21 protein-coding genes are annotated in these 24376 nt (G+C 55.6%); 8 read left to right on the top strand and 13 right to left on the bottom strand.

Going from position 1 to position 24376, the window contains the following annotated elements; all coding sequences use genetic code 11:
* Nucleotides 1-21: 21 nt before the first annotated feature.
* The 11 genes from dusB to IM294_RS06905 form a co-directional block, all read right to left on the bottom strand.
* Nucleotides 22-987: a tRNA dihydrouridine synthase DusB gene (dusB, locus tag IM294_RS06955; protein ID WP_008502861.1), complete on the bottom strand. Its 966-nt coding sequence runs from the start codon at nucleotides 985-987 to the stop codon at nucleotides 22-24.
* A gap of 330 nt (nucleotides 988-1317) precedes the next feature.
* Nucleotides 1318-2058, bottom strand: a complete 741-nt coding sequence (locus tag IM294_RS06950) for a carbonic anhydrase (RefSeq protein ID WP_041907814.1) — start codon at nucleotides 2056-2058, stop codon at nucleotides 1318-1320.
* A 137-nt stretch (nucleotides 2059-2195) separates the two neighbouring features.
* On the bottom strand, nucleotides 2196-3077 hold the full coding sequence (prmA, locus tag IM294_RS06945; protein ID WP_028014613.1) for a 50S ribosomal protein L11 methyltransferase: 882 nt from the start codon (nucleotides 3075-3077) through the stop codon (nucleotides 2196-2198).
* Between the two features lie 11 nt (nucleotides 3078-3088).
* Nucleotides 3089-4540, bottom strand: a complete 1452-nt coding sequence (panF, locus tag IM294_RS06940) for a sodium/pantothenate symporter (protein ID WP_126817375.1) — start codon at nucleotides 4538-4540, stop codon at nucleotides 3089-3091.
* On the bottom strand, nucleotides 4530-4772 hold the full coding sequence (locus IM294_RS06935; protein WP_126816981.1) for a YhdT family protein: 243 nt from the start codon (nucleotides 4770-4772) through the stop codon (nucleotides 4530-4532). The genes panF and IM294_RS06935 overlap by 11 nt, the downstream gene beginning before the upstream one ends.
* A 109-nt stretch (nucleotides 4773-4881) precedes the next feature.
* Nucleotides 4882-6231, bottom strand: coding sequence for an acetyl-CoA carboxylase biotin carboxylase subunit (gene accC, locus IM294_RS06930; protein ID WP_003860388.1), 1350 nt, complete (start codon nucleotides 6229-6231; stop codon nucleotides 4882-4884).
* A 10-nt stretch (nucleotides 6232-6241) separates the two neighbouring features.
* Complete coding sequence (gene accB, locus IM294_RS06925; protein ID WP_008502856.1) at nucleotides 6242-6706, bottom strand: acetyl-CoA carboxylase biotin carboxyl carrier protein; 465 nt, start codon at nucleotides 6704-6706, stop codon at nucleotides 6242-6244.
* A gap of 21 nt (nucleotides 6707-6727) precedes the next feature.
* Nucleotides 6728-7180 (bottom strand): type II 3-dehydroquinate dehydratase, encoded by a 453-nt coding sequence (gene aroQ / locus IM294_RS06920; protein WP_028014610.1) that lies wholly within the window; start codon nucleotides 7178-7180, stop codon nucleotides 6728-6730.
* A 234-nt stretch (nucleotides 7181-7414) separates the two neighbouring features.
* A complete protein-coding gene (gene msrQ, locus IM294_RS06915; protein WP_126816983.1) occupies nucleotides 7415-8014 on the bottom strand; it encodes a protein-methionine-sulfoxide reductase heme-binding subunit MsrQ in 600 nt (199 codons plus the stop codon).
* Complete coding sequence (gene msrP, locus IM294_RS06910; RefSeq protein ID WP_028014608.1) at nucleotides 8015-9016, bottom strand: protein-methionine-sulfoxide reductase catalytic subunit MsrP; 1002 nt, start codon at nucleotides 9014-9016, stop codon at nucleotides 8015-8017. It abuts the gene before it with no gap.
* A 77-nt stretch (nucleotides 9017-9093) separates the two neighbouring features.
* Nucleotides 9094-10068, bottom strand: coding sequence for an MDR family oxidoreductase (locus IM294_RS06905; protein WP_126816985.1), 975 nt, complete (start codon nucleotides 10066-10068; stop codon nucleotides 9094-9096).
* Nucleotides 10069-10250: 182 nt separating this feature from the next.
* On the opposite strand from IM294_RS06905, the gene csrD reads away from it, so the two are divergent.
* The 8 genes from csrD (at nucleotide 10251) to tldD (ending at nucleotide 22515) form a co-directional block, all read left to right on the top strand.
* Nucleotides 10251-12191 carry an RNase E specificity factor CsrD gene (csrD, locus tag IM294_RS06900; protein WP_045630747.1) on the top strand — a complete coding sequence of 647 codons (1941 nt, stop codon included), beginning with the start codon at nucleotides 10251-10253 and terminating at the stop codon, nucleotides 12189-12191.
* Nucleotides 12192-12473: 282 nt separating this feature from the next.
* Entirely contained in the window at nucleotides 12474-13517 is a 1044-nt protein-coding gene (gene mreB, locus IM294_RS06895; protein ID WP_000913396.1) for a rod shape-determining protein MreB, read from the top strand.
* A 61-nt stretch (nucleotides 13518-13578) separates the two neighbouring features.
* Nucleotides 13579-14595: a rod shape-determining protein MreC gene (mreC, locus tag IM294_RS06890; protein ID WP_028014605.1), complete on the top strand. Its 1017-nt coding sequence runs from the start codon at nucleotides 13579-13581 to the stop codon at nucleotides 14593-14595.
* Nucleotides 14595-15083, top strand: a complete 489-nt coding sequence (gene mreD, locus IM294_RS06885) for a rod shape-determining protein MreD (protein ID WP_008502849.1) — start codon at nucleotides 14595-14597, stop codon at nucleotides 15081-15083. The genes mreC and mreD overlap by 1 nt, the downstream gene beginning before the upstream one ends.
* Nucleotides 15084-15092: 9 nt before the next feature.
* Complete coding sequence (locus IM294_RS06880; RefSeq protein ID WP_028014604.1) at nucleotides 15093-15686, top strand: nucleoside triphosphate pyrophosphatase; 594 nt, start codon at nucleotides 15093-15095, stop codon at nucleotides 15684-15686.
* Nucleotides 15676-17145 carry a ribonuclease G gene (rng, locus tag IM294_RS06875; RefSeq protein WP_008502847.1) on the top strand — a complete coding sequence of 490 codons (1470 nt, stop codon included), beginning with the start codon at nucleotides 15676-15678 and terminating at the stop codon, nucleotides 17143-17145. Before IM294_RS06880 ends, rng begins: the two co-directional genes overlap by 11 nt.
* 42 nt (nucleotides 17146-17187) lie before the next feature.
* Nucleotides 17188-20985, top strand: a complete 3798-nt coding sequence (gene yhdP / locus IM294_RS06870) for an AsmA2 domain-containing protein YhdP (RefSeq protein ID WP_126816987.1) — start codon at nucleotides 17188-17190, stop codon at nucleotides 20983-20985.
* Nucleotides 20986-21069: 84 nt separating this feature from the next.
* Nucleotides 21070-22515 carry a metalloprotease TldD gene (gene tldD / locus IM294_RS06865; RefSeq protein WP_028014602.1) on the top strand — a complete coding sequence of 482 codons (1446 nt, stop codon included), beginning with the start codon at nucleotides 21070-21072 and terminating at the stop codon, nucleotides 22513-22515.
* A gap of 46 nt (nucleotides 22516-22561) precedes the next feature.
* Here the strand turns inward: tldD and IM294_RS06860 are convergent, their stop codons facing one another.
* Together IM294_RS06860 and aaeR are read right to left on the bottom strand one after the other, a co-directional pair.
* Complete coding sequence (locus IM294_RS06860) at nucleotides 22562-23176, bottom strand: YagU family protein (RefSeq protein ID WP_126816989.1); 615 nt, start codon at nucleotides 23174-23176, stop codon at nucleotides 22562-22564.
* A gap of 217 nt (nucleotides 23177-23393) precedes the next feature.
* On the bottom strand, nucleotides 23394-24320 hold the full coding sequence (aaeR, locus tag IM294_RS06855; protein ID WP_028014600.1) for an HTH-type transcriptional activator AaeR: 927 nt from the start codon (nucleotides 24318-24320) through the stop codon (nucleotides 23394-23396).
* Between the last annotated feature and the right edge of the window lie 56 nt (nucleotides 24321-24376).

Here is a 24376-nt window from a genome sequence, read left to right as displayed (position 1 = left end):
TTCTGTCAGCTCTTTATTTCATTACGCAAGATTTTCGAAGTATGCCTCCAACGCCTCCAGCTGTTCGCTGGCATCCTCAATGGCGTTGAATGTGCGCCGAAACTGGTCATCTGGAGCGTGCTCCTGGAGATACCAGGAGACGTGTTTACGCGCAATTCGGTACCCTTTTGCCTGACCGTAGTGGTCATGCAGTTCCCGAACATGCGAACAAAGCAAGCGCTTTACCTCTGCCAGAGGCAGTGGGGCAAGCAGCTCCCCAGTGTCCAGATAATGCTGGATTTCCCGGAAGATCCAGGGTCTTCCCTGAGCTGCACGTCCTATCATCAGAGCATCAGCTCCCGTATAGTCGAGTACAGCCCTGGCTTTAAGCGGGTCAGTTATGTCGCCATTCGCGATAATCGGAATGGAAACCTTCTGCTTAACTGCCCGAATGCTGTCGTATTCAGCTTCACCATTGAACAAACAGGCGCGAGTGCGTCCGTGGATGGTCAGGGCCTGAATACCACAATCTTCGGCCAGTTGGGCAATCTCTACACAGTTACGGTGTTCCGGCGACCAACCCGTGCGAATCTTCAACGTAACAGGAACGTCCACTGCGCTGACAACCGCCGTCAGGATAGCTTTCACCTGGTCGGGGTATTGCAGAAGGGCTGAACCTGCAAGCTTGCGATTCACCTTTTTGGCCGGGCAACCCATATTGATATCAATAATCTGGGCACCACTTTCCACGTTAATACGCGCGGCATCTGCCATCTCTTCAGGCACGCTTCCGGCAATTTGCACGGTGCGAATACCTGGTTCATCAATGTGCACCATCCGAAGGCGGGATTTATCGCTTTCCCAAACCTGCGGGTTAGACGACATCATCTCGGATACGGTTAAACCGGCTCCCATCTCATAGCACAGCGTCCTGAACGGCCGGTCGGTAATACCTGCCATTGGGGCTGCGATCAGGCGATTTCTAAGCTGGTGGTGTCCGATGCGCATGAGTTAAGAAATGACCATACTGTGACTGCAAGGCGGCGTATATTACGCATTTTTTGCACGAGATGAAAGGCCAAACTTTGAACAATCCACTGTTGTAGATCAAGGAATCGCCGCGCAATCTTTTCGTTTAAAATTATTCATTATTGAAATCATTAAGTTATGCGCTGATGGCTATTTTATGTGCGCTTACAATTTCCCGTAACTTCTCATCATTTCTGAATAAATGCGACAGATGAGCGGGATAATCTGCTGTTTTTAACAGCAGATTTCCCCACTTCTTTGCGATCTGCGTCGCATTTTAGAACATGATCTCAGGGCAAAAAATAGACGTTATTCGAGGATAACACGACCATGGAGGGACTGTACCGGCCGGTTATTATCGTGATGCATTGTGTGGGTGAATTTCTCGAGCTGCCCGGCGGAGACCGTCAGAGGATGCTTAAGCACGATCCAGGTGACGCCTTCTGAACACGGTGGCGTTGTCAGCGAGCCGCTAAAGCGCCAGTACGTTTTATCTTCCGGCAGCAGCTTATTCAGGTTGAGCTCCTGCTTGATGGAGACGTTCAGCTCAGCCTGCTGAGGCATAACGTCCCACAGTTTATCAAGTTCACGGTTCTCTGCCCCTTTGTCGAACATGACCGCGACCACCGCCAGTTCCCCCTTCGCATTTTTATGCACAAGGTGCATTTCCATCGCGTAATGCTTGCCGTGTACGGTGTTTTCGCTCGGCGCGTGGAAGTGGAACTGCTGTAATGTCCAGGTTTGCTTATCCAGCGTGATAGTGTCGCGAGTGTCGGCCTGCTCGCTTGCCTGAATAGTATGGCCATTGTTTGTCAGCGTCACAGGGCCGTCAACGTAGTGCGTTTGCAGCGGGGAGAGATGGGCGTTAGCGGTTGAATCAATATCAATGGGAGACTGGTTCATTCCACTGTTACAGGTCTTGTACGCTTCATCCAGTTCACCCCAGTGCTCCGGTGAGCTTTCTCCTTTGTAGCTCCAGTGTGATGCGCATGCTGAAGCCGAGATCATGCTCAGCGCTAACAGCGCTGCCTTGCTATAAACGTGTTTCATAATATTCTTCCCGTGAATTTTTATTATCCAAATCAAAAGTTATCAATATGATTTGTGGGGTTATTTTACCGGAGGCAGGTCAGGGGCGGGAGGAATATTGAGGAGAAAAGGCGTGGTCAGAGGACCACGCCAAATGCTTATTTTTTACGACCGGTAATGCGGCACCACTCTTCTTTCTCGACGACCGGGTCGAGCGCAAAGAGATCGGCGTAGGCTTCGCAAACGCTCTCCGCCTGGCTTGCCAGGATGCCGGACAGACCCAGCAGACCGCCCTCAACCGGCAGCACGCTGATTAATGGCGCCAGTTCACGCAGTGGGCCCGCGAGAATGTTTGCGACCACCACATCGGCTTTCATGGCTTCTGGCTGCGCTTCCGGCAGGTAGAGCTCCAGACGATCGGACACGCCGTTACGCTCAGCATTATCGCGGCTGGCCTGAATGGCCTGCGGATCGATATCGATCCCGATGGCTTTCGCCGCGCCCAGTTTCAGAGCGGCAATCGCGAGGATCCCGGAACCGCAGCCGAAGTCGATCACCGTCTTACCTTCCAGATCCAGACCATCCAGCCACTGCAGGCACAGAGACGTGGTTGGATGGGTGCCGGTGCCAAACGCCAGGCCTGGGTCAAGCATCACGTTCACCGCGTTTTCATCGGGAACCTCGCGCCAGCTTGGGCAGATCCACAGACGTTTGCCGAACTGCATCGGATGGAAGTTGTCCATCCACTCGCGTTCCCAGTCTTTGTCTTCCAGCTGTTCGATTTTATGCGCGAAGCCTGCGCCCAGCAGCGGATGGTTTTCCAGAATCGCCACCACCTCTTTCATGTCGGTTTCGGCATCGAACAGGCCGATCACGTCGGTATCACCCCACAGGCGCGTTTCGCCCGGCAGCGGTTCAAAGACCGGCGTGTCGTGCGTGTCCTGAAAGGTGATGGAGACAGAGCCGGCTTCCATCAGCGCATCGCTTAGCTCTTCGGCGTTCGCGCCGGTTGTGTTCAGTTTTAGTTGGATCCACGGCATGGCAAAACTCTTTATTTATCAGTAGAAATCATAGCGGGTTGTGGGGCGGGCTGACCGAAACGGTTCCCCACCACAAACGCCAGTAAACTTAGCAGTAACGAAGGCACAATCGGATGGAAGCCCAGATACTGAATCTTAAATGTCGCAAGGATGGCATACAGCACACCGCCAACAATCATCGCGCTCAGCGCGCCTGCAGCGTTCGCGCGTTCCCAGTAAAGACCTAATACCAGCGGCCACAGGAAAACGGCTTCAAGACCGCCAAACGCCAGCAGGTTCAGCCAGATGATCATCTCCGGCGGACGCCATGCAGCTAGCATCAGCAAAGCTCCTAACACCAGCGTAATGACGGCAGACATCCGCTTCAGGCGACGTTCATTTTCAACCTGCTCAGGGCGCAGGTTCAGATAGAGATCTTTAATGATCGTAGCGGAACTTTGCAGTAACTGGGCGTTAATGGTCGACATAATGGCGGCCATTGGCGCTGCGAGGAAAATTCCGGCGGCGAAGGGCGGCAGCACTTTAACCATCAGCGTCGGGATCACCAGATCCGGCACGGTAAGGTCGGGGATCACCGCGCGCCCTAACGCACCTGCCAGGTGCATACCAAACATCAGGACCGCGACCACAATCGTCCCGATGATGATGCCCTTGTGAACGGCTTTACTGTCTTTATAGGAGATACAGCGCACGGCGGTATGCGGCAGACCAATCACCCCGAAGCAGACTAACACCCAGAACGAGGTCATAAAGGTCGGCGAGAGGATATCATCCGCGCCCTGCGGTGAAATCAGTTTCGGGTCAATCGCTTCCAGGGTTTCCACCGCATGAGTGAGTCCACCCGCGGCATGAACAATCCCCACCAGCAGAACAATCGTGCCGATGAGCATGACCATTCCCTGCAGCGTATCGTTCAGCACGCTGGCGCGGAACCCGCCAAACGCGGTATAGAGCGCGATGCTTACCCCGAAGATAAGCAGGCCTGTCTCGTAAGGGATCCCGGCCGCCGTTTCCAGCAGGCGTGCCCCGCCGATAAACTGTACCGTCATCGCGCCAATAAAGGCGACCAGCAGGCTTAAGCTCGCCAGCCACACCAGTAAGCGGCTCTGGTAACGGGCAAACAGCATGTCGTTGAGCGTGACGGCATTATAGCGGCGCGCCAGAATGGCAAATTTCTTACCAAGAATACCGAGGGAGAGCCAGACGGCAGGCAGCTGGATCATAGCCAGCAGTACCCAGCCTAACCCGTACTTGTAGGCCGCACCGGGGCCGCCAATAAACGAGCTGGCGCTGATATAGGTCGCGGTCAGCGTCATTGCCAGCACAACGCCGCCCATCGAACGGCTGCCGAGGAAATACTCGTTCAGAAAAGCACCGGTCGTTCTTTTGCGCATGGCGTAAATGGATAAACCAAACACGACCAGCAGGTATGCGACAAGCGGCAGAATGACTTCAAACTGCATCATCGTCCTCCAGCGGAATATCCCGGTAGATAAATTTCACCATTGCCCAGCACAGCAGGATAAACACCAGCGGTACCAGCAGGCAGGCCATTTCGAACCAGTGCGGCAGGCCGGTGATGCCAATAGCGGAGTCAGGTAAGTAAGCAGTTACTAACCATGCAGCAAGATAGAGAAGGGTCAGCCACAGCGCCCAGCGCGCTTCTTTATGGGCCTGAACAAAACGTTTGTCCATTTTTTGTCCCTTGTGGATGCAGAAAGCGGGGATTGTACATGATGGGGCTTTGCGATCCCCAGAAATAAAAAAAGGCCGGATTATCCGGCCTTTTAGCAACACAGCTCTCTTACTTCTCGTTCAGGCCGAGTTTTTTCTCCAGGTAGTGGATATTCGTCCCACCATTCTGGAAGTGCTCGTCGCTCATGATACGCATCTGCAGATCAACGTTGGTTTTAATACCGTCGATGATCAGCTCCTGCAGGGCGTTCTTCATGCGGGCAATCGCCACGTCACGGTTTTCGCCGTAGCAGATGAGCTTGCCGATCATTGAGTCATAGTACGGCGGTACGGTGTAGCCGGCGTAGATATGAGACTCCCAGCGCACGCCAAAACCACCCGGCGCGTGGAAACGCGTGATTTTACCCGGGCTTGGCAGGAAGGTGTTCGGGTCTTCGGCGTTGATACGGCACTCTACCGCATGGCCTTTCACCACAACTTCTTCCTGCTTGATGGACAGAGGCTGACCGGCTGCGATACGCAGCTGCTCTTTGATCAGGTCAACGCCGGTGATCATTTCGGTAACCGGGTGTTCAACCTGAATACGGGTGTTCATTTCAATGAAGTAGAACTCGCCGTTTTCGAACAGGAACTCAAAGGTACCCGCCCCGCGATAGCCGATATCGACGCACGCTTTGGCGCAACGCTCGCCGATGTAGCGACGCAGTTCCGGGGTAATGCCCGGCGCTGGCGCTTCTTCGACCACTTTCTGGTGACGACGCTGCATGGAGCAGTCACGTTCTGCCAGATAGATCGCGTTACCCTGACCGTCAGCCAGCACCTGAATTTCGATGTGGCGTGGGTTTTCCAGGTATTTTTCCATGTACACCATGTCATTGCTGAAAGCCGCTTTCGCTTCCGCTTTGGTCATGGAGATGGACTGCGCCAGTTCAGCATCGCTGCGCACAACGCGCATACCGCGACCGCCGCCGCCGCCGGACGCCTTGATAATAACCGGGTAGCCAATGCGTTTAGCATGAGCACGGTTAGCATCCATGTCGTCGGTCAGAGGGCCGTCAGAGCCTGGCACGGTTGGAACACCGGCTTTTTTCATTGCGGTGATTGCAGACACTTTGTCGCCCATCAGGCGAATGGTGTCGGCTTTCGGACCGATGAAGATAAAGCCAGAGCGTTCAACCTGCTCAGCAAAGTTGGCGTTCTCAGAGAGGAAGCCGTAACCCGGATGAATTGCCACCGCGCCGGTGATTTCAGCGGCGCTGATGATAGCCGGGATGTTCAGATAGCTTTTTACGGACGGAGCCGGGCCAATACAGACCGTCTCATCCGCCAGCAATACGTGTTTTAAATCGCGATCCGCGCTTGAGTGCACGGCCACGGTCTTGATGCCCAGTTCTTTACAGGCACGAAGAATACGCAGTGCAATCTCGCCACGGTTGGCGATAACAATTTTATCCAGCATGTTCGCCTCGTTACTCGATGACGACCAGCGGCTCGTCAAATTCAACCGGCTGACCACTTTCGACCAGAATCGCTTTCACAGTACCTGACTTGTCAGCTTCGATCTGGTTCATCATTTTCATCGCTTCAACGATGCACAGGGTATCGCCTACGTTGACTTTCTGACCCACTTCGATGAACGCCTTCGCGTCCGGGCTCGGGGTGCGGTAGAAAGTACCAACCATTGGGGAACGTACGATGTGACCACTGATTTCTGCTGCAGCGGCAGGTGCGGCTTCAGCTGCTGCTGGCGCAACGGCTGCGGAAAGCGCAGGCTGCTGCACTGGCGCAGCGTAAGCTTGCTGCATTACCGGGAAGCTAGCGGCTGGGGCTGCACGGCTGATGCGTACAGACTCTTCGCCTTCAGAAATTTCCAGTTCGGAGATGCCTGATTCTTCAACCAGCTCGATCAGTTTTTTAATCTTACGAATATCCATGAGTGGGTTCCGTACTCTTGTTTAGTGTGATTGTGACAAGCGTTTTACCGCTGTCTGTAAAGCGTATGAATAGCCGTCTGCGCCCAGTCCGCAGATAACGCCAGCAGCGATATCCGACAGATACGAATGGTGGCGGAACGGCTCTCGGGCGTGCACGTTACTCAGGTGGATCTCGATAAACGGGATACTCACCGCGAGCAGTGCGTCGCGGATAGCAACACTGGTGTGCGTAAACGCGGCCGGATTGATCAGGATATAGTCCACAGTGTCTTTAGCCTGATGAATACGGTCGATGATTGCGTACTCCGCGTTTGACTGAAAATGATCCAAATCCACATTCAGCGAGGCTGCTTCCGTGCTCAGACGGTTAACAATTTCGCTCAATGTCAGCGTGCCGTACTTCTCTGGCTCACGGGTGCCGAGCATGTTCAGGTTCGGTCCGTTTAAAACTAAGATGTGGAACTTATCAGTCATTATGCCGCTATCTCCTGCGATTTTCGGGTAAAAAACAAAATATACCGTCGAAGCGCAAATGTCACCTTTTCAGAGGCCCAAAACCGCTGTCAGGCGAACCAAGGTCGCACATTATAACGATTTCGTAGCATTTGGCAGCTAAATACTGGTCTTATCAGGGAAGATTATCAACCGCAATCCAAAAAAGATTTGCGGTTGAGAGGTAATCTGCGGGAAAACGCACAGTTTCGCGAACTATCGCAACCACTGGCGGAACTTCTTGTAACGCCATGCTAAAAGCGCCACGGCTGCCAGCGCGTAAAGGACCGGCTGCGGAGAGAGGATCTTCACCGACCACAGATAATGAATGGGGGCGAGGATCGCGACAAGATAGACGAAGTTGTGCAGCAACTGCCAGCGACAGCCCAGCTTTCGCTGCGCATATTGCGTGGATGTCAGCGCTAACGCCAGCAGGATCAGCCAGCTAACAATGCCCAGCATCAGGTAAGGGCGTGTTACCAGCTCGCGGCCAAGCAGTGTCAGATTGTTAATTCCCAGTTCCAGTAGGGCGTAACTGGTGAGGTGCAGGGTCGCCCAGGCAAAACACCATAGCCCCAAAAGCCGACGGGTGCGTATCAATAATGGCTGTTTAGCGTAGCGCGCCAGCGGCGAGACGAGCAAGGTGGCCAGCAAAAATTTCAGAGCCATCCGACCGGTAAAATGCTGGATATCCTTTGCCGGATCGGCGCTAAAGAGGCCCTGGCTGGCCGCCCAGAACAGCCAGATAAAAGGAAGTATCCCGGCTAAATGCAGCAGCACTTTCAGCCAGGTAATCTGCTTTGCCGTTAAACGCACTCAGAAGTTCTCCCGTAAATTGAGGCCACGGTAAAGGGACGCCACTTCATCCGCATACCCGTTAAACAGCAGCGTGGGCTGGCGCTTCACGTCCAGCGCGCCGCCGGAGCCAATAAAGCGTTCCGTCGCCTGCGACCAGCGGGGATGATCCACATGCGGGTTCACGTTGGCGAAGAAGCCGTATTCACCCGGCGCCGCCAGGTTCCATGTCGTCGGCGGACGTTCGCGGGTCAACTTAATGCTGACGATCGATTTAATCCCTTTGAAACCGTATTTCCACGGCACGGTTAAACGGATGGGGGCACCGTTCTGCGGCGGAAGCGCCTTGCCGTAAACGCCGACGGTCAGGAGGGTAAGGGGATGCATGGCTTCGTCAAGACGTAACCCTTCAACGTAGGGATACTCCAGCCCGCCGCCGATGAACCGGTCTTTCTGGCCCGGCATCTCGTCCGGGGCGTAGCGCGTCTGGAAGGCGACGTATTTTGCGTTGCTGGTGGGTTCAACCATCGCCAGTAGCTTATGCAGCGGGAAGCCTACCCAGGGCACCACCATCGACCAGGCCTCTACGCAGCGCATGCGATAGATACGCTCTTCAAGCGGGAAGCGGGTGGTCAGATCGTGATGGTCCAGCGTCAGAGGTTTTGCCACTTCACCGTCGATTTTCAGCGTCCACGGATCGGTTTTCATGCTGCCGGCATTGGCGGCAGGATCGGCTTTATCCAGACCAAATTCGTAGAAGTTGTTGTAGCCGGTGACTTTATCTTCCGGCGTGAGCGCCAGCGTGTTTTGCCATTCGGCGGGTTTGGTAAAGGTAAGCGGGGCACCGGAAGGCGCCTTAGGGCGATCGTTGCCTTTAAACCAGTCGAGCAGGTCGGCGTGTGCCGCTGGAGAGAGCGTCAGTGCCGTGGCGCTGATGCCAAGCATTTTCAGGATCTGGCGGCGCTGTAACATAAAGACAGACTCAGACGTTACGTCGGCTTCCGTCAGTTTTCGGTTTTTCATGGCATCCTCCGTCATGCGTTTTTCTAAGCATGACGGAGGAGAAGCGTTAGCGCGAATATGTCACGAAAATTTGAAGATTAGGCGATTTTCACCAGCGCGCGGCCGTGGAACTGGTTATCCATGATCTTACGGGCATATTCAGGTGCCTGGCTGAGCGTAATTTCGGTAGCGCTCTGGGTATAGAACGATTCCGGCAAATCGCGCACCAGACGCTCCCATGCCTCTGCACGGCGAGCCGCAGGCGTCATCACGGAATCCACGCCCTGCAGGCGGACGTTTCGCAGAATAAATGGCATGACGGTCGTTGGCAGGGCAAATCCGCCCGCCAGGCCGCAGGCTGCCACGCAGCCGCCGTAGTTCATCTGCGCCAGGACTTTTGCCAGCACCTTGTCACCGACGGTATCCACTGCACCTGCCCAGACCTGTTTTTCCAGCGGGCGGGTCTCGGCAAACTCATCGCGGCCAAGAATGCGGCTGGCGCCGAGCTGGCGCAGATAATCATGCGTGCTTTCACGGCCGGAAACCGCCGCAACCTGATAACCCAGCTTGTGCAGCAGCGTGACCGCCGTGCTGCCCACGCCACCGCTGGCCCCGGTCACAACAATTTCACCCGACTCGGGGCGAACACCCGCCTCTTCCAGCGCCATCACGCACAGCATGGCGGTAAAGCCTGCGGTACCAACGATCATCGCTTTGCGGCCATCTATGCCTTTCGGCATAGGCACCAGCCAGTCGCCCTTCACGCGCGCCTGCGTTGCCAGCCCGCCCCAGTGATTTTCGCCCACGCCCCAGCCGGTGAGCAGCACCTGCTGGCCCGCATGAAAACGGGGATCTTCGCTGCTATGAACCCGGCCAGCAAAATCAATACCCGGCACCATAGGGAAATTTCGGATGATTTTACCCTTGCCGGTGATCGCCAGCGCATCTTTATAATTTAAACTGGACCAGTCGATGTCGACGGTGACGTCGCCTTCCGGCAGGCGAGTCTCTTCTACGGCCTGTACTGAGGCAAGCGTTTTGCCGTCCTGCTGTTCTAAGATTAAAGCCTGCATACGGGGTCCTCACGGCTCAGATGATTGGAAAAGAGTTCCTGAAGACTATACTCGCTCAGGGTAAAGCAATGCCGATTTAACGCAATAAATTGCCAGATACGCCAGGTTTGGTAGTATGCCGCATTTGAAATGCAAGTTAGCGCTTACTCGCTACCCCATCAACCCACGGAGTAATCTCAAGGATGCGATTAACGACGAAGTTCTCGGCTTTTATCACCCTGCTGACGGGGCTTACCATCTTTGTCACGCTTCTTGGTTGCTCTCTGAGCTTTTATAACGCCATTCAGGACAAACTGGTCAACCGGGTGCAGTCCGTTGCGTCGGTCATTGATACGCGTCTGCTGACCACTCCACTTCCTGAGCTATCCCGGGAGCTGGATGAGTTGATGGTGCCGGTTGATATTATTCAGGTCGACATCCAGCAGGGAAAGCATCCGGTTTTAAGCCATGAACGACAGGACAGCTATCGACCTGCGGGCGTGGTGAGCCAGTATCGGGAAGTAACGGTACACTCCCTCAAAAATCCGGGGATGACCATACACATGGTCTACCTCGATCCGATGGCCAGCTATTTCCGTTCTATGATGACCACCGCGCCGCTCACTGTTGCCGTCGCCTTCATTATTTTGCTGATTTTTCTCGCGGTCCGCTGGCTGCGCCGCCAGCTTTCAGGCCAGGAACTGCTGGAGATCCGCTCCGTGCGTATCCTGAACGGTGAACGCGGCCCGCAGGTTCGCGGCTCGGTCCATGAATGGCCCTCACGCGCCAGCAGCGCGCTGGATACGCTGCTCTCAGAGATCCAGTTTGCCAGCGACCAGCGCAGCCGAATGGATACGCTGATCCGCTCTTATGCCGCGCAGGATAATAAAACCGGCCTGAACAACCGCCTTTTCTTTGACAATCAACTCGCCACGCTGCTCGACGACCCGGAAAAAGTGGGCACGCACGGGGTGGTGATGATGATTCGCCTGCCCGATTTCGATCTGCTGCGCGACACATGGGGGCAGCGGGCGGCGGAAGAAAATCTCTTTACGCTGATCAACCTGCTCTCCACCTTTATTATGCGCTATCCGGGGGCGCTGCTGGCCCGCTACCACCGCAGCGACTTTGCCGTATTGCTGCCGCATCGCACGTTGAAGGAATCAGAAAGTATTGCCAGCCAGCTACTTAAGGCCGTCGACGCGCTGCCGCAGAGCAAAATGCTCGACAGAGACGATATGGTCCATATGGGGATTTGCGCCTGGCGCGGCGGACAGTCGACAGAGCAGGTGATGGAGCATGCGGAAGCGGCCACCCGCAACGCGGTATTGCAAGGGGCGAACGGATGGGCGGTCTATGATGATTCGCTGCCTGAAAAAGGGCGTGGAAACGTGCGCTGGCGTACTTTGATTGAGCAAATGCTGAGTCGCGGCGGGCCGCGTATTTATCAAAAACCGGCGGTCATGAAGAACGGTTTTGTCCACCACCGGGAATTGATGTGCCGTATTTTCGACGGGACGGAAGAGGTTATTTCTGCAGAATATCTGCCGATGGTTCTGCAATTTGGGCTCTCCGAAGAGTATGACCGCCAGCAAATTACACGCTTGATTCCATTTTTATCATTCTGGCCTGAAGAGAATCTGGCGTTACAGGTTACCGTTGAGTCATTAATACGCCCGCGTTTTCAGCGCTGGCTGCGTGATACATTAATGCAATGCGAAAAATCGCAACGCAAACGCATTATTTTTGAACTTGCTGAGGCGGATGTGGGTCAACACATCAGCCGGTTGCGTCCGGTGGTCCGTTTGATCAACGCGCTCGGTGCCCGTGTCGCGGTAACGCAGGCGGGTTTAACGCTGGTCAGTACCAACTGGATCAAGGAGCTGGATGTGGAGCTATTAAAGCTACATCCGGGGCTGGTAAGGAATATTGAGAAGCGCACGGAAAACCAGCTGCTGGTTCAGAGTCTGGTTGAAGCGTGTAAGGGAACGCGAACACAGGTATTTGCCGCAGGCGTGCGCTCCAGAGGCGAATGGCAGATGTTAACAGAGCGCGGAGTGACGGGCGGTCAGGGCGATTTTTTTGCCGCCTCTCAGCCGCTTGACACCAACGTGAAAAAATATTTGCAAAGATACTCTGTTTGACCTGCCGTTTACGTTGTTTTCACGTAGAATATCGCGCCTGTAGCTTTGAGTATGTCGAGCAAAAAGCCAGTGAACGACCTTTAATGGGTTACAAATATCAGTGAGGAACACGACTGTTTACTCAGCCCTGAGGGAGTCAGGGGATGAATTTGTAACAACAGGAAACGTACTGCACAAATTTTCACCGTTGCAGATGATTTTTGCGCCTTGTCGCTGCTGCGTGTGGTTGGTAAAGTAAGCGGATTTTGTTTTCCGCCCCAGCTTTCAGGATTATCCCTTAGTATGTTGAAAAAATTTCGTGGCATGTTTTCCAATGACCTGTCCATTGACCTGGGTACCGCGAATACCCTTATTTATGTAAAAGGACAAGGCATCGTATTGAATGAGCCTTCTGTTGTGGCCATTCGTCAGGATCGTGCAGGCTCGCCGAAAAGCGTGGCCGCAGTGGGTCATGACGCGAAGCAGATGCTGGGTCGTACCCCTGGCAACATCGCCGCTATTCGCCCAATGAAAGACGGCGTTATCGCTGATTTCTTCGTGACTGAAAAAATGCTTCAGCACTTCATCAAGCAGGTTCACAGCAACAGCTTCATGCGCCCAAGCCCGCGTGTTCTGGTGTGTGTGCCGGTTGGCGCAACCCAGGTAGAACGTCGCGCAATCCGTGAATCTGCCCAGGGTGCAGGCGCACGTGAAGTGTTCCTGATTGAAGAGCCAATGGCTGCGGCAATCGGTGCGGGTCTGCCTGTTTCTGAAGCCACCGGTTCTATGGTGGTGGATATCGGTGGTGGTACCACTGAAGTGGCCGTTATCTCACTGAACGGCGTGGTGTACTCTTCCTCCGTACGTATCGGTGGTGACCGCTTCGATGAAGCCATCATCAATTACGTGCGCCGTAACTACGGCTCTCTGATCGGTGAAGCCACCGCAGAGCGTATCAAACACGAAATCGGTTCTGCATATCCGGGCGATGAAGTGCGTGAGATCGAAGTGCGTGGCCGTAACCTGGCGGAAGGTGTTCCACGCGGCTTTACCCTGAACTCCAACGAAATTCTGGAAGCACTGCAGGAACCACTGACGGGCATCGTGAGCGCGGTAATGGTTGCGCTGGAACAGTGCCCACCAGAGCTGGCGTCCGACATCTCCGAGCGCGGTATGGTTCTGACTGGTGGTGGTGCGCTGCTGCGTAACCTCGACCGCCTGTTGATGGAAGAGACAGGTATTCCTGTCGTAGTTGCAGAAGATCCACTGACTTGCGTCGCCCGCGGTGGTGGCAAGGCGCTGGAAATGATCGACATGCACGGCGGCGACTTGTTCAGCGAAGAGTAGTCATGGTGAAAGGGTAGCGAATCGCTACCCTTTCTCTCTGACACGAGAATACGCATAGCCTATGAAGCCAATTTTTAGCCGTGGCCCATCGCTACAGTTTCGCCTCATTCTGGCGGTTCTGGTTGCGCTTGGCGTCATTATTGCCGATAGCCGCCTCGGTACGTTCAGCCAGATCCGAACGTACATGGATACCGCCGTCAGTCCTTTCTACTTTATATCAAATGGTCCCCGTGAACTGCTCGACTCCGTTTCTCAAACGCTGTCTTCACGAGACCAGCTCGAACTTGAAAACCGGGCATTACGCCAGGAACTGCTGCTTAAAAACAGCGAACTGCTGATGCTGGGGCAATACAAGCAGGAAAACGCGCGTCTGCGTGAACTGCTCGGCTCGCCGCTGCGTCAGGACGAGCAGAAGATGGTTACCCAGGTGATCTCCACCGTGAACGACCCTTACAGCGATCAGGTTGTGATCGACAAAGGGAGCGTGAACGGGGTGTATGAAGGTCAGCCCGTCATCAGTGATAAGGGCGTAGTAGGCCAGGTCGTTGCCGTCGCCAAACTGACCAGCCGCGTGCTGCTGATTTGCGACGCCACCCACGCGCTGCCGATCCAGGTCCTGCGTAACGATATCCGCGTGATTGCGGCCGGTAACGGCTGCACGGACGATCTGCAGCTGGAACATCTGCCTGCTAACACGGACATCCGTGTCGGCGACGTGCTGGTGACGTCCGGTCTCGGTGGACGCTTCCCTGAAGGTTACCCGGTTGCGGTGGTCTCTTCGGTTAAGCTGGATACGCAGCGTGCATACACCGTGATTCAGGCCCGTCCAACCGCCGGTTTACAGCGTCTGCGCTACCTGCTGCTGCTCTGGGGTGCCGATCGTAACGGTGCTAACCCGATGACGCCTGAAGAGGTGCATCGCGTGGCGAACGAACGCCTGATGCAGATGATGCCGCAGGTTCTTCCGCCAGCGGATTCTATGGGGCCGCCTGCGCCCGTGCCTGCGCCGGCAACCGGGTTAACGCAGCCGCAGCCTGATGCGCCGCCACCGCCTAAACTCTCTTCGGGAGGGCAGTAGTGGCAAGCTATCGTAGCCAGGGACGCTGGGTCATCTGGCTCTCGTTCCTCATTGCACTGTTGCTGCAGATTATGCCCTGGCCGGATAACATTCTCGTTTTCCGGCCAAACTGGGTCTTGCTCATTTTACTTTACTGGATCCTTGCCCTGCCGCATCGCGTAAATGTCGGCACGGGTTTTGTGATGGGTGCCATACTGGATCTCATTAGTGGCTCTACGCTGGGCGTGCGTGCCCTGTCCATGAGCATTATTGCGTACCTCGTCGCACTGAAATTCCAGCTCTTCCGTAACCTCGCGCTCTGGCAACAGGCCCTGGTCGTGATGCTGTTGTCGCTTGCTGCGGATATCGTTGTTTTCTGGGCAGAGTTTTTAGTGATCAACGTCTCTTTCCGACCGGAAGTGTTCTGGAGTAGTGTAGTAAACGGTGTGCTCTGGCCGTGGCTATTCCTGCTGATGCGTAAGGTTCGCCAGCAGTTTGCTGTGCAATAAAAGGTTTCTATGACGTCTCTGTATCTTGCTTCCGGCTCCCCGCGCCGTCAGGAACTCCTGACGCAGTTAGGGGTCTCTTTTGAACGCATCGTGACCGGCATTGAAGAAAAACGTGCTGAGGGCGAAAGTGCTCAGCAGTACGTGTCTCGCCTGGCACGCGAGAAAGCGCAGGCGGGCGTGGCCTGTGTGCCGCGCGATCTGCCCGTGCTGGGAGCAGATACCATCGTTATCCTTAACGGTGAAGTCCTCGAGAAACCGCATGACGCCGACCATGCGGCGCGCATGCTGCGCAAGATGTCCGGGCAAACGCACCAGGTGATGACGGCCGTCGCGCTGGCGGACAGCCAGCACGTGCTGGATTGCCTGGTGGTTACGGATGTCACGTTCAGAGTGATTACCGACGACGAGATCGCCGCTTATATTGCCAGCGGTGAACCGATGGATAAAGCAGGTGCATACGGTATTCAAGGGTTGGGTGGCTGTTTTGTCAGGAAGATTAATGGCAGCTATCACGCCGTAGTCGGCTTACCGCTGGTGGAAACGTATGAGTTGCTGAGCAATTTTAACTCACTGCGTGAGGGAAGGGATAATTATGACGGCTGAATTGTTGGTAAACGTAACGCCATCGGAAACCCGTGTGGCCTATATTGACGGTGGCATTCTTCAGGAAATTCATATTGAGCGTGAAGCGCGGCGCGGAATAGTAGGCAATATCTACAAAGGTCGTGTCAGTCGTGTACTGCCGGGTATGCAGGCGGCTTTTGTAGATATTGGACTGGATAAGGCGGCATTTTTACATGCCTCCGACATCATGCCGCACACCGAGTGCGTCGCGGGCGAAGAGCAAAAGCAGTTTGCCGTGCGCGACATTTCCGAGCTGGTGCGTCAGGGCCAGGACTTAATGGTGCAGGTGGTGAAAGATCCCCTTGGCACCAAAGGTGCCCGTCTGACCACCGACATTACCTTACCTTCCCGCTATCTGGTCTTTATGCCCGGCGCGTCGCACGTGGGCGTTTCGCAGCGTATTGAGAGCGAAAGCGAGCGCGAGCGGCTGAAGAAAGTGGTCAGCGCCTACTGCGATGAACAGGGCGGGTTTATTATCCGTACCGCTGCAGAAGGGATCAGCGAAGAAGACCTGGCGTCGGATGCGGCTTACCTGAAGCGCGTCTGGACCAAAGTGATGGAGCGTAAAAAACGCAACCAGACTCGCTATCAGCTATACGGTGAGCTGGCGCTTGCGCAGCGCGTGCTGCGTGATTTTGCCGACGCGCAGCTCGACCGCATCCGCGTGGACTCTCGCCTGACGTATGAAGCGCTGCTGGAGTTTACCGCTGAATACATCCCGGAAATGCCGGGCCTGCTGGAGCATTACACCGGGCGTCAGCCGATCTTCGATCTCTATGATGTCGAAAACGAGATCCAGCGAGCCCTGGAGCGTAAGGTCGAACTGAAGTCCGGCGGCTATCTGATCATCGATCAGACCGAAGCGATGACCACCGTCGATATCAACACCGGCGCGTTTGTCGGTCATCGCAATCTGGACGACACCATCTTCAACACCAACATCGAAGCCACGCAGGCGATTGCGCGTCAGCTTCGTCTGCGCAACCTCGGCGGCATTATCATCATCGACTTTATCGATATGAGTAATGAAGACCATCGTCGTCGCGTGCTGCACTCGCTGGAGCAGGCGCTGAGTAAAGATCGCGTGAAAACCAGCATCAACGGCTTCTCTCAGCTGGGGCTGGTGGAAATGACCCGGAAACGGACCCGCGAAAGCGTGGAACATGTCCTGTGTAATGAGTGTCCAACCTGCCATGGACGCGGAACGGTAAAGACGGTTGAGACCGTCTGCTATGAAATTATGCGTGAAATCGTCCGTGTTCATCATGCCTACGACTCCGATCGTTTTCTGGTCTATGCTTCCCCTGCGGTGGCTGAAGCCCTGAAAGGCGAAGAGTCGCACGCGCTGGCGGAAGTGGAAATCTTTGTCGGCAAACAGGTAAAAGTACAAATTGAACCGCTCTATAACCAGGAGCAGTTTGACGTCGTAATGATGTAAAACGCAGTACGCTGCGTGACGAAAGCTGACAAGGAGAGATGCGTGAGGCGATTGCCGGGGATTTTAGTGCTTACAGGGGCAACGCTGGTCGTGTTTGTCGCGTTGCTCGTGAGCGGGCTACGCCTCGTTTTACCGCATCTGGACAGCTGGCGTCCGCAGCTGCTGGCGAAAATCGAATCCACCACCGGCGTGCCGGTCGACGTAAGCCAGGTTAGCGCCAGCTGGCAGAATTTTGGCCCGACGCTGGATGTCCGTGACATCAACGCCAGCCTGAAAGATGGCGGTCATCTCAAAATCAAACGCGTAACCCTGGCGCTGGACGTCTGGCAAAGCCTGTTGCATCTGCGCTGGCAGTTTCGCGATCTCACCTTTTATCAACTCCAGTTTCTGACCAATACGCCGCTGACGGGCGGTGATAACAATCAGGGCCTGGAAGCCAACCGCTTCAGCGATCTCTTCCTCCGCCAGTTCGATCATTTCGATCTGCGCGACAGCGAAGTGAGCTTTATTACCCTTTCTGGCCAGCGCGCCGAACTGGCGATCCCGCAGCTGACCTGGCTTAACGGCAAGGATCGACACCGCGCCGAGGGGCAGGTCAATCTTTCCAGCCTGAACGGCCAGCACGGCGTCATGCAGGTGCGTATGGACTTGCGTGACGATGACGGCCTGTTAAACAACGGCAAAGTGTGGCTGCAGGCCGACGATGTGGATGTAAAGCCCTGGCTCGGCGACTGGCTGCAGCAAAACATGCAGCTGGAAACCGCCCGTTTCAGCCTTGAGGGCTGGATGACCCTGACGAAAGGGAAATTTGCCAGCGGCGATATCTGGCTGAAGCAAGGGGGCGCGAGCTGGAAGGGTGAAAGACAGCAGCATCAGCTTTCCGTCGATAACCTCACCGCGCACGTGACGCAGGAAAAAGAGGGCTGGCAATTCGCCATCCCGGATACGCGCATCACGATGGACGGCAAGCCGTGGCCGCGCGGTGCGCTGACGCTGGCCTGGATGCCGGAGCAGGACGTGGGCGGCGCGGCGAGTAAACGCAGCGATGAGCTGCGCATCCGCGCCAGTAACCTGGATCTGGCGGCCATTGAAGGCCTGCGCTCCATGGCGGCAAAGCTCTCTCCGGACCTGGGCGAGATCTGGCTGGCAACGCAGCCGAGCGGAAAAATTGATTCTCTGGCGCTGGATATCCCGCTTCAGGCGACGGAAAAAACTCGTTTCCAGGCAACATGGAAAGATCTTGCCTGGAAGCAGTGGAAGATGCTGCCGGGCGCGGAGCATTTCAGCGGCAAGCTGGAAGGCAGCGTGGAGAACGGCAGGCTGACGGCCGATATGCACAACGCTAAAATGCCTTACGAGACGGTCTTCCGCGCGCCGCTGGAAATTGAGCAGGGCAGCGCGGTGCTTAACTGGCTCCGTAACGATAAGGGCTTCCAGCTTGATGGTCGCCATATCGACGTCAAAGCCAAAGCGGTACACGCGCGGGGTGACTTCCGCTATTTACAGCCGCAGGGTGACGAACCGTGGCTGGGCATTCTGGCCGGGATCAGTACCGATGACGGTTCTCAGGCCTGGCGCTATTTCCCGGAAAATCTGATGGGTAAAGCGCTGGTCGACTATCTGAGCGGCGCAATTCAGGGCGGTCAGGCGGAAAACGCCACGCTGGTCTACGGCGGTAACCCGCATCTTTTCCCGTACAAACATAATGAGGGGCAGTTCCAGGTGCTGGTGCCGCTGCACGACGCCACCTTCGCGTTCCAGCCGGGCTGGCCCGCGCTGAAAAACCTGGATATCGAGCTTAACTTCCTCAACGACGGATTATGGATGAAGGCGGACAGCGTTGCGCTGGGAGGCGTAACGGCCAGCAACCTGACGGCCAACATCCCGGACTACTCAAAAGAGAAGCTGCTGATTGATGCCGACATCAACGGCCCGGGGAAAGCGGTGGGGCCGTACTTTGAGGAGACGCCACTCAAAGAGTCGCTGGCGGCGACCCTTCAGCAGCTCCAGCTCGATGGCGATGTGAATGCTCGCTTACATCTTGATATCCCGCTGGACGGTGAAATGACCACCGCCAAAGGTGACGTCCGTCTGAAGAACAACAGCCTGTACATTAAACCGCTTGATAGCACCCTGAAAGACCTCAGCGGACAGTTCAGCTTTGTGAACGGTAATTTGAAAAGCGAACCGCTGACCGCCAGCTGGTTTAATCAGCCGGTGAATATCGACTTCTCAACAGCCGAGGGGCAAAAGGCTTATCAGGTGGCCGTTAATCTGGACGGCAACTGGCAGCCGTCGCGTATGGACGTCCTGCCGAAGCCGATTGAGGCGTCAGTAGCGGGCGCGGTCGCCTGGCAGGGCAAAGTGGCAATCGACCTGCCTTATCACGCGGGTGCACACTATAAGGTCGACATTACGGGTGACCTGAAGAATCTTCAAAGCCAGCTGCCTGCGCCGCTGGATAAACAGGCGGGACAGCCGCTGCCGGTGAAGCTTAACGTGGATGGCAATTTGGACAGCTTCGCGCTGACCGGAAGCGCGGGCGGAACAAACCACTTTAACAGCCGCTGGCTGCTTAACCGCAAGCTTACCCTCGACAAAGCCATCTGGACGACGGACAGCAAAACCACGCCGCCATTGCCTGAGCATGCGGGCGTTGAGCTGAATCTCCCGCCGATGGACGGCGCGGAGTGGCTGGCGCTGTTCCAGAAAGGCGTTGGGCAAAACGTTGATGAGGCCGCCCAGTTCCCGCAGACCATTACCGTACGCACGCCGTCGCTGATGCTGGGCGGACAGCAGTGGAACAATCTGAGCATTGTCTCCCAGCCAACCGCTAACGGCTCAAAAGTGGAGGCGCAGGGCCGGGAGATCAACGGCACGCTGACCATGCGCAATAACGCGCCGTGGCAGGCAGCGATCCGCTATCTCTACTACAACCCGGCTGCCGCGAATAAAGATAAACCGGCGAATACGTCGCCGCTGAGTAATACTACCCGCGTCGATTTTAGCGGCTGGCCCGATCTGCAGCTGCGCTGCGCGGAGTGCTGGCTGTGGGGGCAAAAATATGGCCGTATCGACGGTGATTTTGCCATTCAGGGGAATACGCTCAAGCTCTCCGGCGGATTGATCGACACCGGCTTTGGCCGCATGACGGCGGGTGGAGAGTGGGTGAATAACCCGGGCGAGCAGCGCACGTCTCTGAAGGGCGACATTAAAGGCAACAAGCTGGATGCGGCAGCCAACTTCTTTGGCATCAGCACGCCGCTGCGCGGCTCCTCGTTTAACGTTAATTATGATCTTCACTGGCGTGCCGCGCCGTGGACACCGGACGAAGCGTCACTGAACGGTATTCTGAAAACACACTTTGGCAAAGGTGAAATCGCCGATGTGAGCACGGGGCGTGCCGGGCAGATCCTGCGCCTGCTGAGTTTTGATGCGCTGCTTCGCAAGCTGCGCTTCGATTTCAGCGACACCTTCAGCGAAGGTTTCTATTACGATTCCATCCGCAGTACGGCGTGGATCAAGGACGGCGTTCTGCACACGGACGACACGCTGGTGGATGGGCTGGAAGCGGACATCGCCATGAAAGGCTCGGTCAACCTCGTGCGTCGCGAGCTGGATATGGAAGCCGTGGTGGCGCCGGAAATTTCCGCCAGCGTGGGCGTGGCGGCGGCCTTTGTGGTTAACCCGATTGTCGGTGCGGCGGTGTTTGCCGCCAGTAAAGTGCTGGGGCCGCTGTGGAGCAAGGTCTCCATTCTGCGCTACCGCATTACCGGTCCGGTGGATAAACCGCAGATTAACGAGGTGCTGCGCCAGCCGCGCAAAGATGCACAGCAATGATTTGACGTGGGCTGGTAATTGCCTCACTCTCAATAAATACGATCTTTATACCGCCACGGGCGGCAACGAACGAGTAGCAATACGATGAGTCTGAACCTGGTAAGTGAACATTTGCTCGCAGCGAACGGCCTGAGCCATCAGGACCTGTTCTCCATTCTTGGTCAACTGACCGAACGCCGTCTCGACTACGGCGATCTCTATTTCCAGTCGAGCTATCACGAATCCTGGGTTTTAGAAGACAGTATCATCAAAGATGGCTCATATAACATTGACCAGGGCGTCGGCGTGCGCGCCATCAGCGGCGAAAAAACCGGTTTTGCCTATGCCGACCAGATTAGCCTGGCCGCGCTTGAGCAGAGCGCTCAGGCCGCGCGTACCATTGTGCGCGATGCCGGCGACGGTCGCGTGAAAACCCTGGGTGAAGTTCAGCACTCCGCGCTTTATACCAGCATCGACCCGCTGCAGAGCATGAGCCGCGAAGAGAAGCTGGACATTCTGCGCCGCGTGGACAAAGTGGCGCGCGCCGCCGACAAACGTGTTCAGGAAGTTTCCGCCAGCCTGAGCGGTGTGTATGAACTGATTCTGGTGGCGGCAACGGACGGTACGCTGGCGGCCGATGTGCGTCCGCTGGTGCGTCTCTCAATCAGCGTGCAGGTCGATGACAACGGCAAACGCGAGCGCGGCTCAAGCGGCGGCGGCGGTCGTTTCGGCTATGACTGGTTCCTGGGTGATGTTGACGGCGAAGCGCGCGCTGACGCGTGGGCTAAAGAAGCCGTGCGCATGGCGCTGGTGAATCTTAATGCTGTTGCGGCGCCGGCCGGGACATTCCCGGTGGTGCTGGGCGCAGGCTGGCCGGGCGTGCTGCTGCACGAAGCGGTGGGCCACGGTCTGGAAGGCGATTTTAACCGTCGTGGGACGTCCGTGTTCAGCGGCCAGATCGGACAGCTCGTCTCCTCTGAGCTTTGCACCGTAGTGGATGATGGCACCATGCTTGACCGCCGCGGCTCGATTTCTATTGACGATGAAGGTACGCCAGGCCAGTACAACGTGCTGATCGAAAACGGCGTGCTGAAAGGCTACATGCAGGACAAACTCAACGCGCGCCTGATGGGCGTAGCGCCAACGGGTAACGGCCGTCGTGAATCTTACGCGCACCTGCCGATGCCGCGCATGACCAACACCTATATGCTGCCGGGCAAATCCACGCCGCAGGAGATTATCGAATCCGTGGATTACGGTATCTTTGCGCCAAACTTTGGCGGCGGCCAGGTGGATATCACCTCCGGTAAGTTTGTCTTCTCGACTTCAGAAGCGTACCTGATTGAGAAGGGCAAAGTGACCAAAGCGGTGAAGGGCGCAACCCTGATTGGCTCCGGCATTGAAGCGATGCAGCAGATTTCCATGGTCGGTAACGATCTTAAGCTGGATAACGGCGTGGGTGTTTGCGGTAAAGAAGGCCAGAGCCTGCCGGTTGGCGTGGGTCAGCCAACGCTGAAAGTGGATAATCTGACGGTGGGCGGCACGGCCTGACCTGAGCAAACATAAAAAATGGCGCTACAGATGTAGCGCCATTTTTTTAACGTAAGTTACCCAGCGGGATCTCCGGATCCGGCTCGTGAGTAATGCGGTTACGCAAGTCACGTCGAATGATTTCGATCGACCAGAACCAGACCAGATGACCCACGATCTCTGACACGTGTTCATACCAGGGCAGATCAAACAGCGGTGGCGTCAGCCCCATCAGCGGGAAGGAGAGCATGTGAACAAAAAGCTGTGCCAATGCACCCGCCAGCAAACCCTGCCAGAGTTTAATTTTCGGGAAGACTTCAGCAACGACACAATACCCAACCGCGAAGACGATTGAGAAAATAATATGCGTTACGCCGACCCAGTTAAATATATGTCCGGCAAAGGTATAAACTGCTGCGTTAGGATCAACTACGCCCAGCCAGTCGCGTAAAAAAACATAGGGTGGATTTAAAAAATTGCGGGAGCAATCTATCTGGCCTGCGGCTCTTATTAATTGCTCAGGGCTGCATGCGCCGGTAAATAAATCGGTGGGACTGCGTGGCGGGAGTGGTACCTCGGCTCCCCATTTGACAAACGCGGAGACAATTCCTGCAATTAAGCCAATGAACGCGGCGAGTCCGTAGCGCCTGCGTGACGGCGGTGTTTGTTCAAATAGATTCATTTCGTTTCCTTGTTTAACGTCATCCTGCGAAATACATTTTATTATTCAAATCAGCAACAAAATAATAACAGTCTGAATGCCAGACTGTTTATAAGGTAAAGGGCAGGCGGCGGCAGTGTCAATTCGCTATTCCTGATAGAAGCTAAAGAATATCCCTGGATGAAGGCCGACTTCATCCTGAAATATTAATGGCGCGGATATTTCAGAAATTAATTACTTATTCCTTTCTTCTTCCGCGCATTCCCTGAAACAGCTCTGCTACGTCGACAAAATAGTCGGTCAGATAGTTAATACACACCTGTACTTTGAGGGGCAGCTTGTCCTTCTCGGTATACAGGGCGTAGACCGGGCGTGGATCGGACTGATAGCGCGGGAAGAGGATCTCCAGCACGCCGCTGTTGATCTCATTGATCACCCACATCAGCGGCACGTAGGCGATCCCGGCGCCGGCCACCAGCCAGCGTGAAATGGTCATCGGATCGTTGGTGACGAACCGGCCTTCCGGCAGCAGCCTGGTGGAGATCCCTTCCGGAGCAATTAGCTCAAATTCATTATCGGGGCGGACGCTGTACTCCAGCCAGGAGTGGTTAGCGAGATCGGCAGGTTTCTCGGGCACACCGTACTGCGCCAGATAGCTCTTCGAGGCACAGACCACCATCGGCATGCTTCCGAGGCGACGTGAGAACAGGCTGGAGTCCTGCAACGCACCAACGCGGATCACCACGTCTAATCCATCGGCGATCAGGTCTGGGGCAGGGATGCCCGTCACCAGATTGACGGTAAGCCCAGGGTACTCTTTCAGCATGTCCGCCGTCATGGCAGCGAGAACATTTTGTGCCATAGTTGAAGAACACCCTATACGCAGCGTGCCGATGGGCGTGTTGTTAAAGGCATAGAGTTGTTCGTGAACATCCTGCACTTCATGCAGCATGCGGCGACAGCCCTGATAGTAAATTTTACCGGCTTCCGTCAACCCGATGCTGCGGGTGCTGCGGTTGAGCAGCTTAACCTGAAGCTCATCTTCCAGTTTGGACACCGTCTGGCTGATGGATGAGACGCTCATCTGAAGCTGGCGCGCAGCGGCGGTAAATGAGCCGAGCTCAACCACTTTGGCGAAGACGGACATGCGTTTTAAACGTTCCATTGTTCACTCTGGCTTAAAAGTGATTTAGATCACATATGATAGATAACAGCATAACA

Origin of the sequence: Enterobacter cloacae complex sp. P43RS (assembly GCF_014930585.1) — a bacterium.
GTDB classification, from domain to species: domain Bacteria; phylum Pseudomonadota; class Gammaproteobacteria; order Enterobacterales; family Enterobacteriaceae; genus Enterobacter; species Enterobacter bugandensis.
Note: the sequence above shows the minus strand (reverse complement) of the source record. Positions and strands in the feature narration are given on the sequence as shown.

What these genes read in the sequence shown, in the direction of transcription:
- dusB (WP_008502861.1), bottom strand. Translation starts at nt 987, where the DNA reads ATGCGCATCGGACACCACCAGCTTAGAAATCGCCTGATCGCAGCCCCA.
- IM294_RS06950 (WP_041907814.1), bottom strand. Translation starts at nt 2,058, where the DNA reads ATGAAACACGTTTATAGCAAGGCAGCGCTGTTAGCGCTGAGCATGATC.
- prmA (WP_028014613.1), bottom strand. Translation starts at nt 3,077, where the DNA reads ATGCCGTGGATCCAACTAAAACTGAACACAACCGGCGCGAACGCCGAA.
- panF (WP_126817375.1), bottom strand. Translation starts at nt 4,540, where the DNA reads ATGCAGTTTGAAGTCATTCTGCCGCTTGTCGCATACCTGCTGGTCGTG.
- IM294_RS06935 (WP_126816981.1), bottom strand. Translation starts at nt 4,772, where the DNA reads ATGGACAAACGTTTTGTTCAGGCCCATAAAGAAGCGCGCTGGGCGCTG.
- accC (WP_003860388.1), bottom strand. Translation starts at nt 6,231, where the DNA reads ATGCTGGATAAAATTGTTATCGCCAACCGTGGCGAGATTGCACTGCGT.
- accB (WP_008502856.1), bottom strand. Translation starts at nt 6,706, where the DNA reads ATGGATATTCGTAAGATTAAAAAACTGATCGAGCTGGTTGAAGAATCA.
- aroQ (WP_028014610.1), bottom strand. Translation starts at nt 7,180, where the DNA reads ATGACTGATAAGTTCCACATCTTAGTTTTAAACGGACCGAACCTGAAC.
- msrP (WP_028014608.1), bottom strand. Translation starts at nt 9,016, where the DNA reads ATGAAAAACCGAAAACTGACGGAAGCCGACGTAACGTCTGAGTCTGTC.
- IM294_RS06905 (WP_126816985.1), bottom strand. Translation starts at nt 10,068, where the DNA reads ATGCAGGCTTTAATCTTAGAACAGCAGGACGGCAAAACGCTTGCCTCA.
- csrD (WP_045630747.1), top strand. Translation starts at nt 10,251, where the DNA reads ATGCGATTAACGACGAAGTTCTCGGCTTTTATCACCCTGCTGACGGGG.
- mreB (WP_000913396.1), top strand. Translation starts at nt 12,474, where the DNA reads ATGTTGAAAAAATTTCGTGGCATGTTTTCCAATGACCTGTCCATTGAC.
- mreC (WP_028014605.1), top strand. Translation starts at nt 13,579, where the DNA reads ATGAAGCCAATTTTTAGCCGTGGCCCATCGCTACAGTTTCGCCTCATT.
- IM294_RS06880 (WP_028014604.1), top strand. Translation starts at nt 15,093, where the DNA reads ATGACGTCTCTGTATCTTGCTTCCGGCTCCCCGCGCCGTCAGGAACTC.
- rng (WP_008502847.1), top strand. Translation starts at nt 15,676, where the DNA reads ATGACGGCTGAATTGTTGGTAAACGTAACGCCATCGGAAACCCGTGTG.
- tldD (WP_028014602.1), top strand. Translation starts at nt 21,070, where the DNA reads ATGAGTCTGAACCTGGTAAGTGAACATTTGCTCGCAGCGAACGGCCTG.
- IM294_RS06860 (WP_126816989.1), bottom strand. Translation starts at nt 23,176, where the DNA reads ATGAATCTATTTGAACAAACACCGCCGTCACGCAGGCGCTACGGACTC.
- aaeR (WP_028014600.1), bottom strand. Translation starts at nt 24,320, where the DNA reads ATGGAACGTTTAAAACGCATGTCCGTCTTCGCCAAAGTGGTTGAGCTC.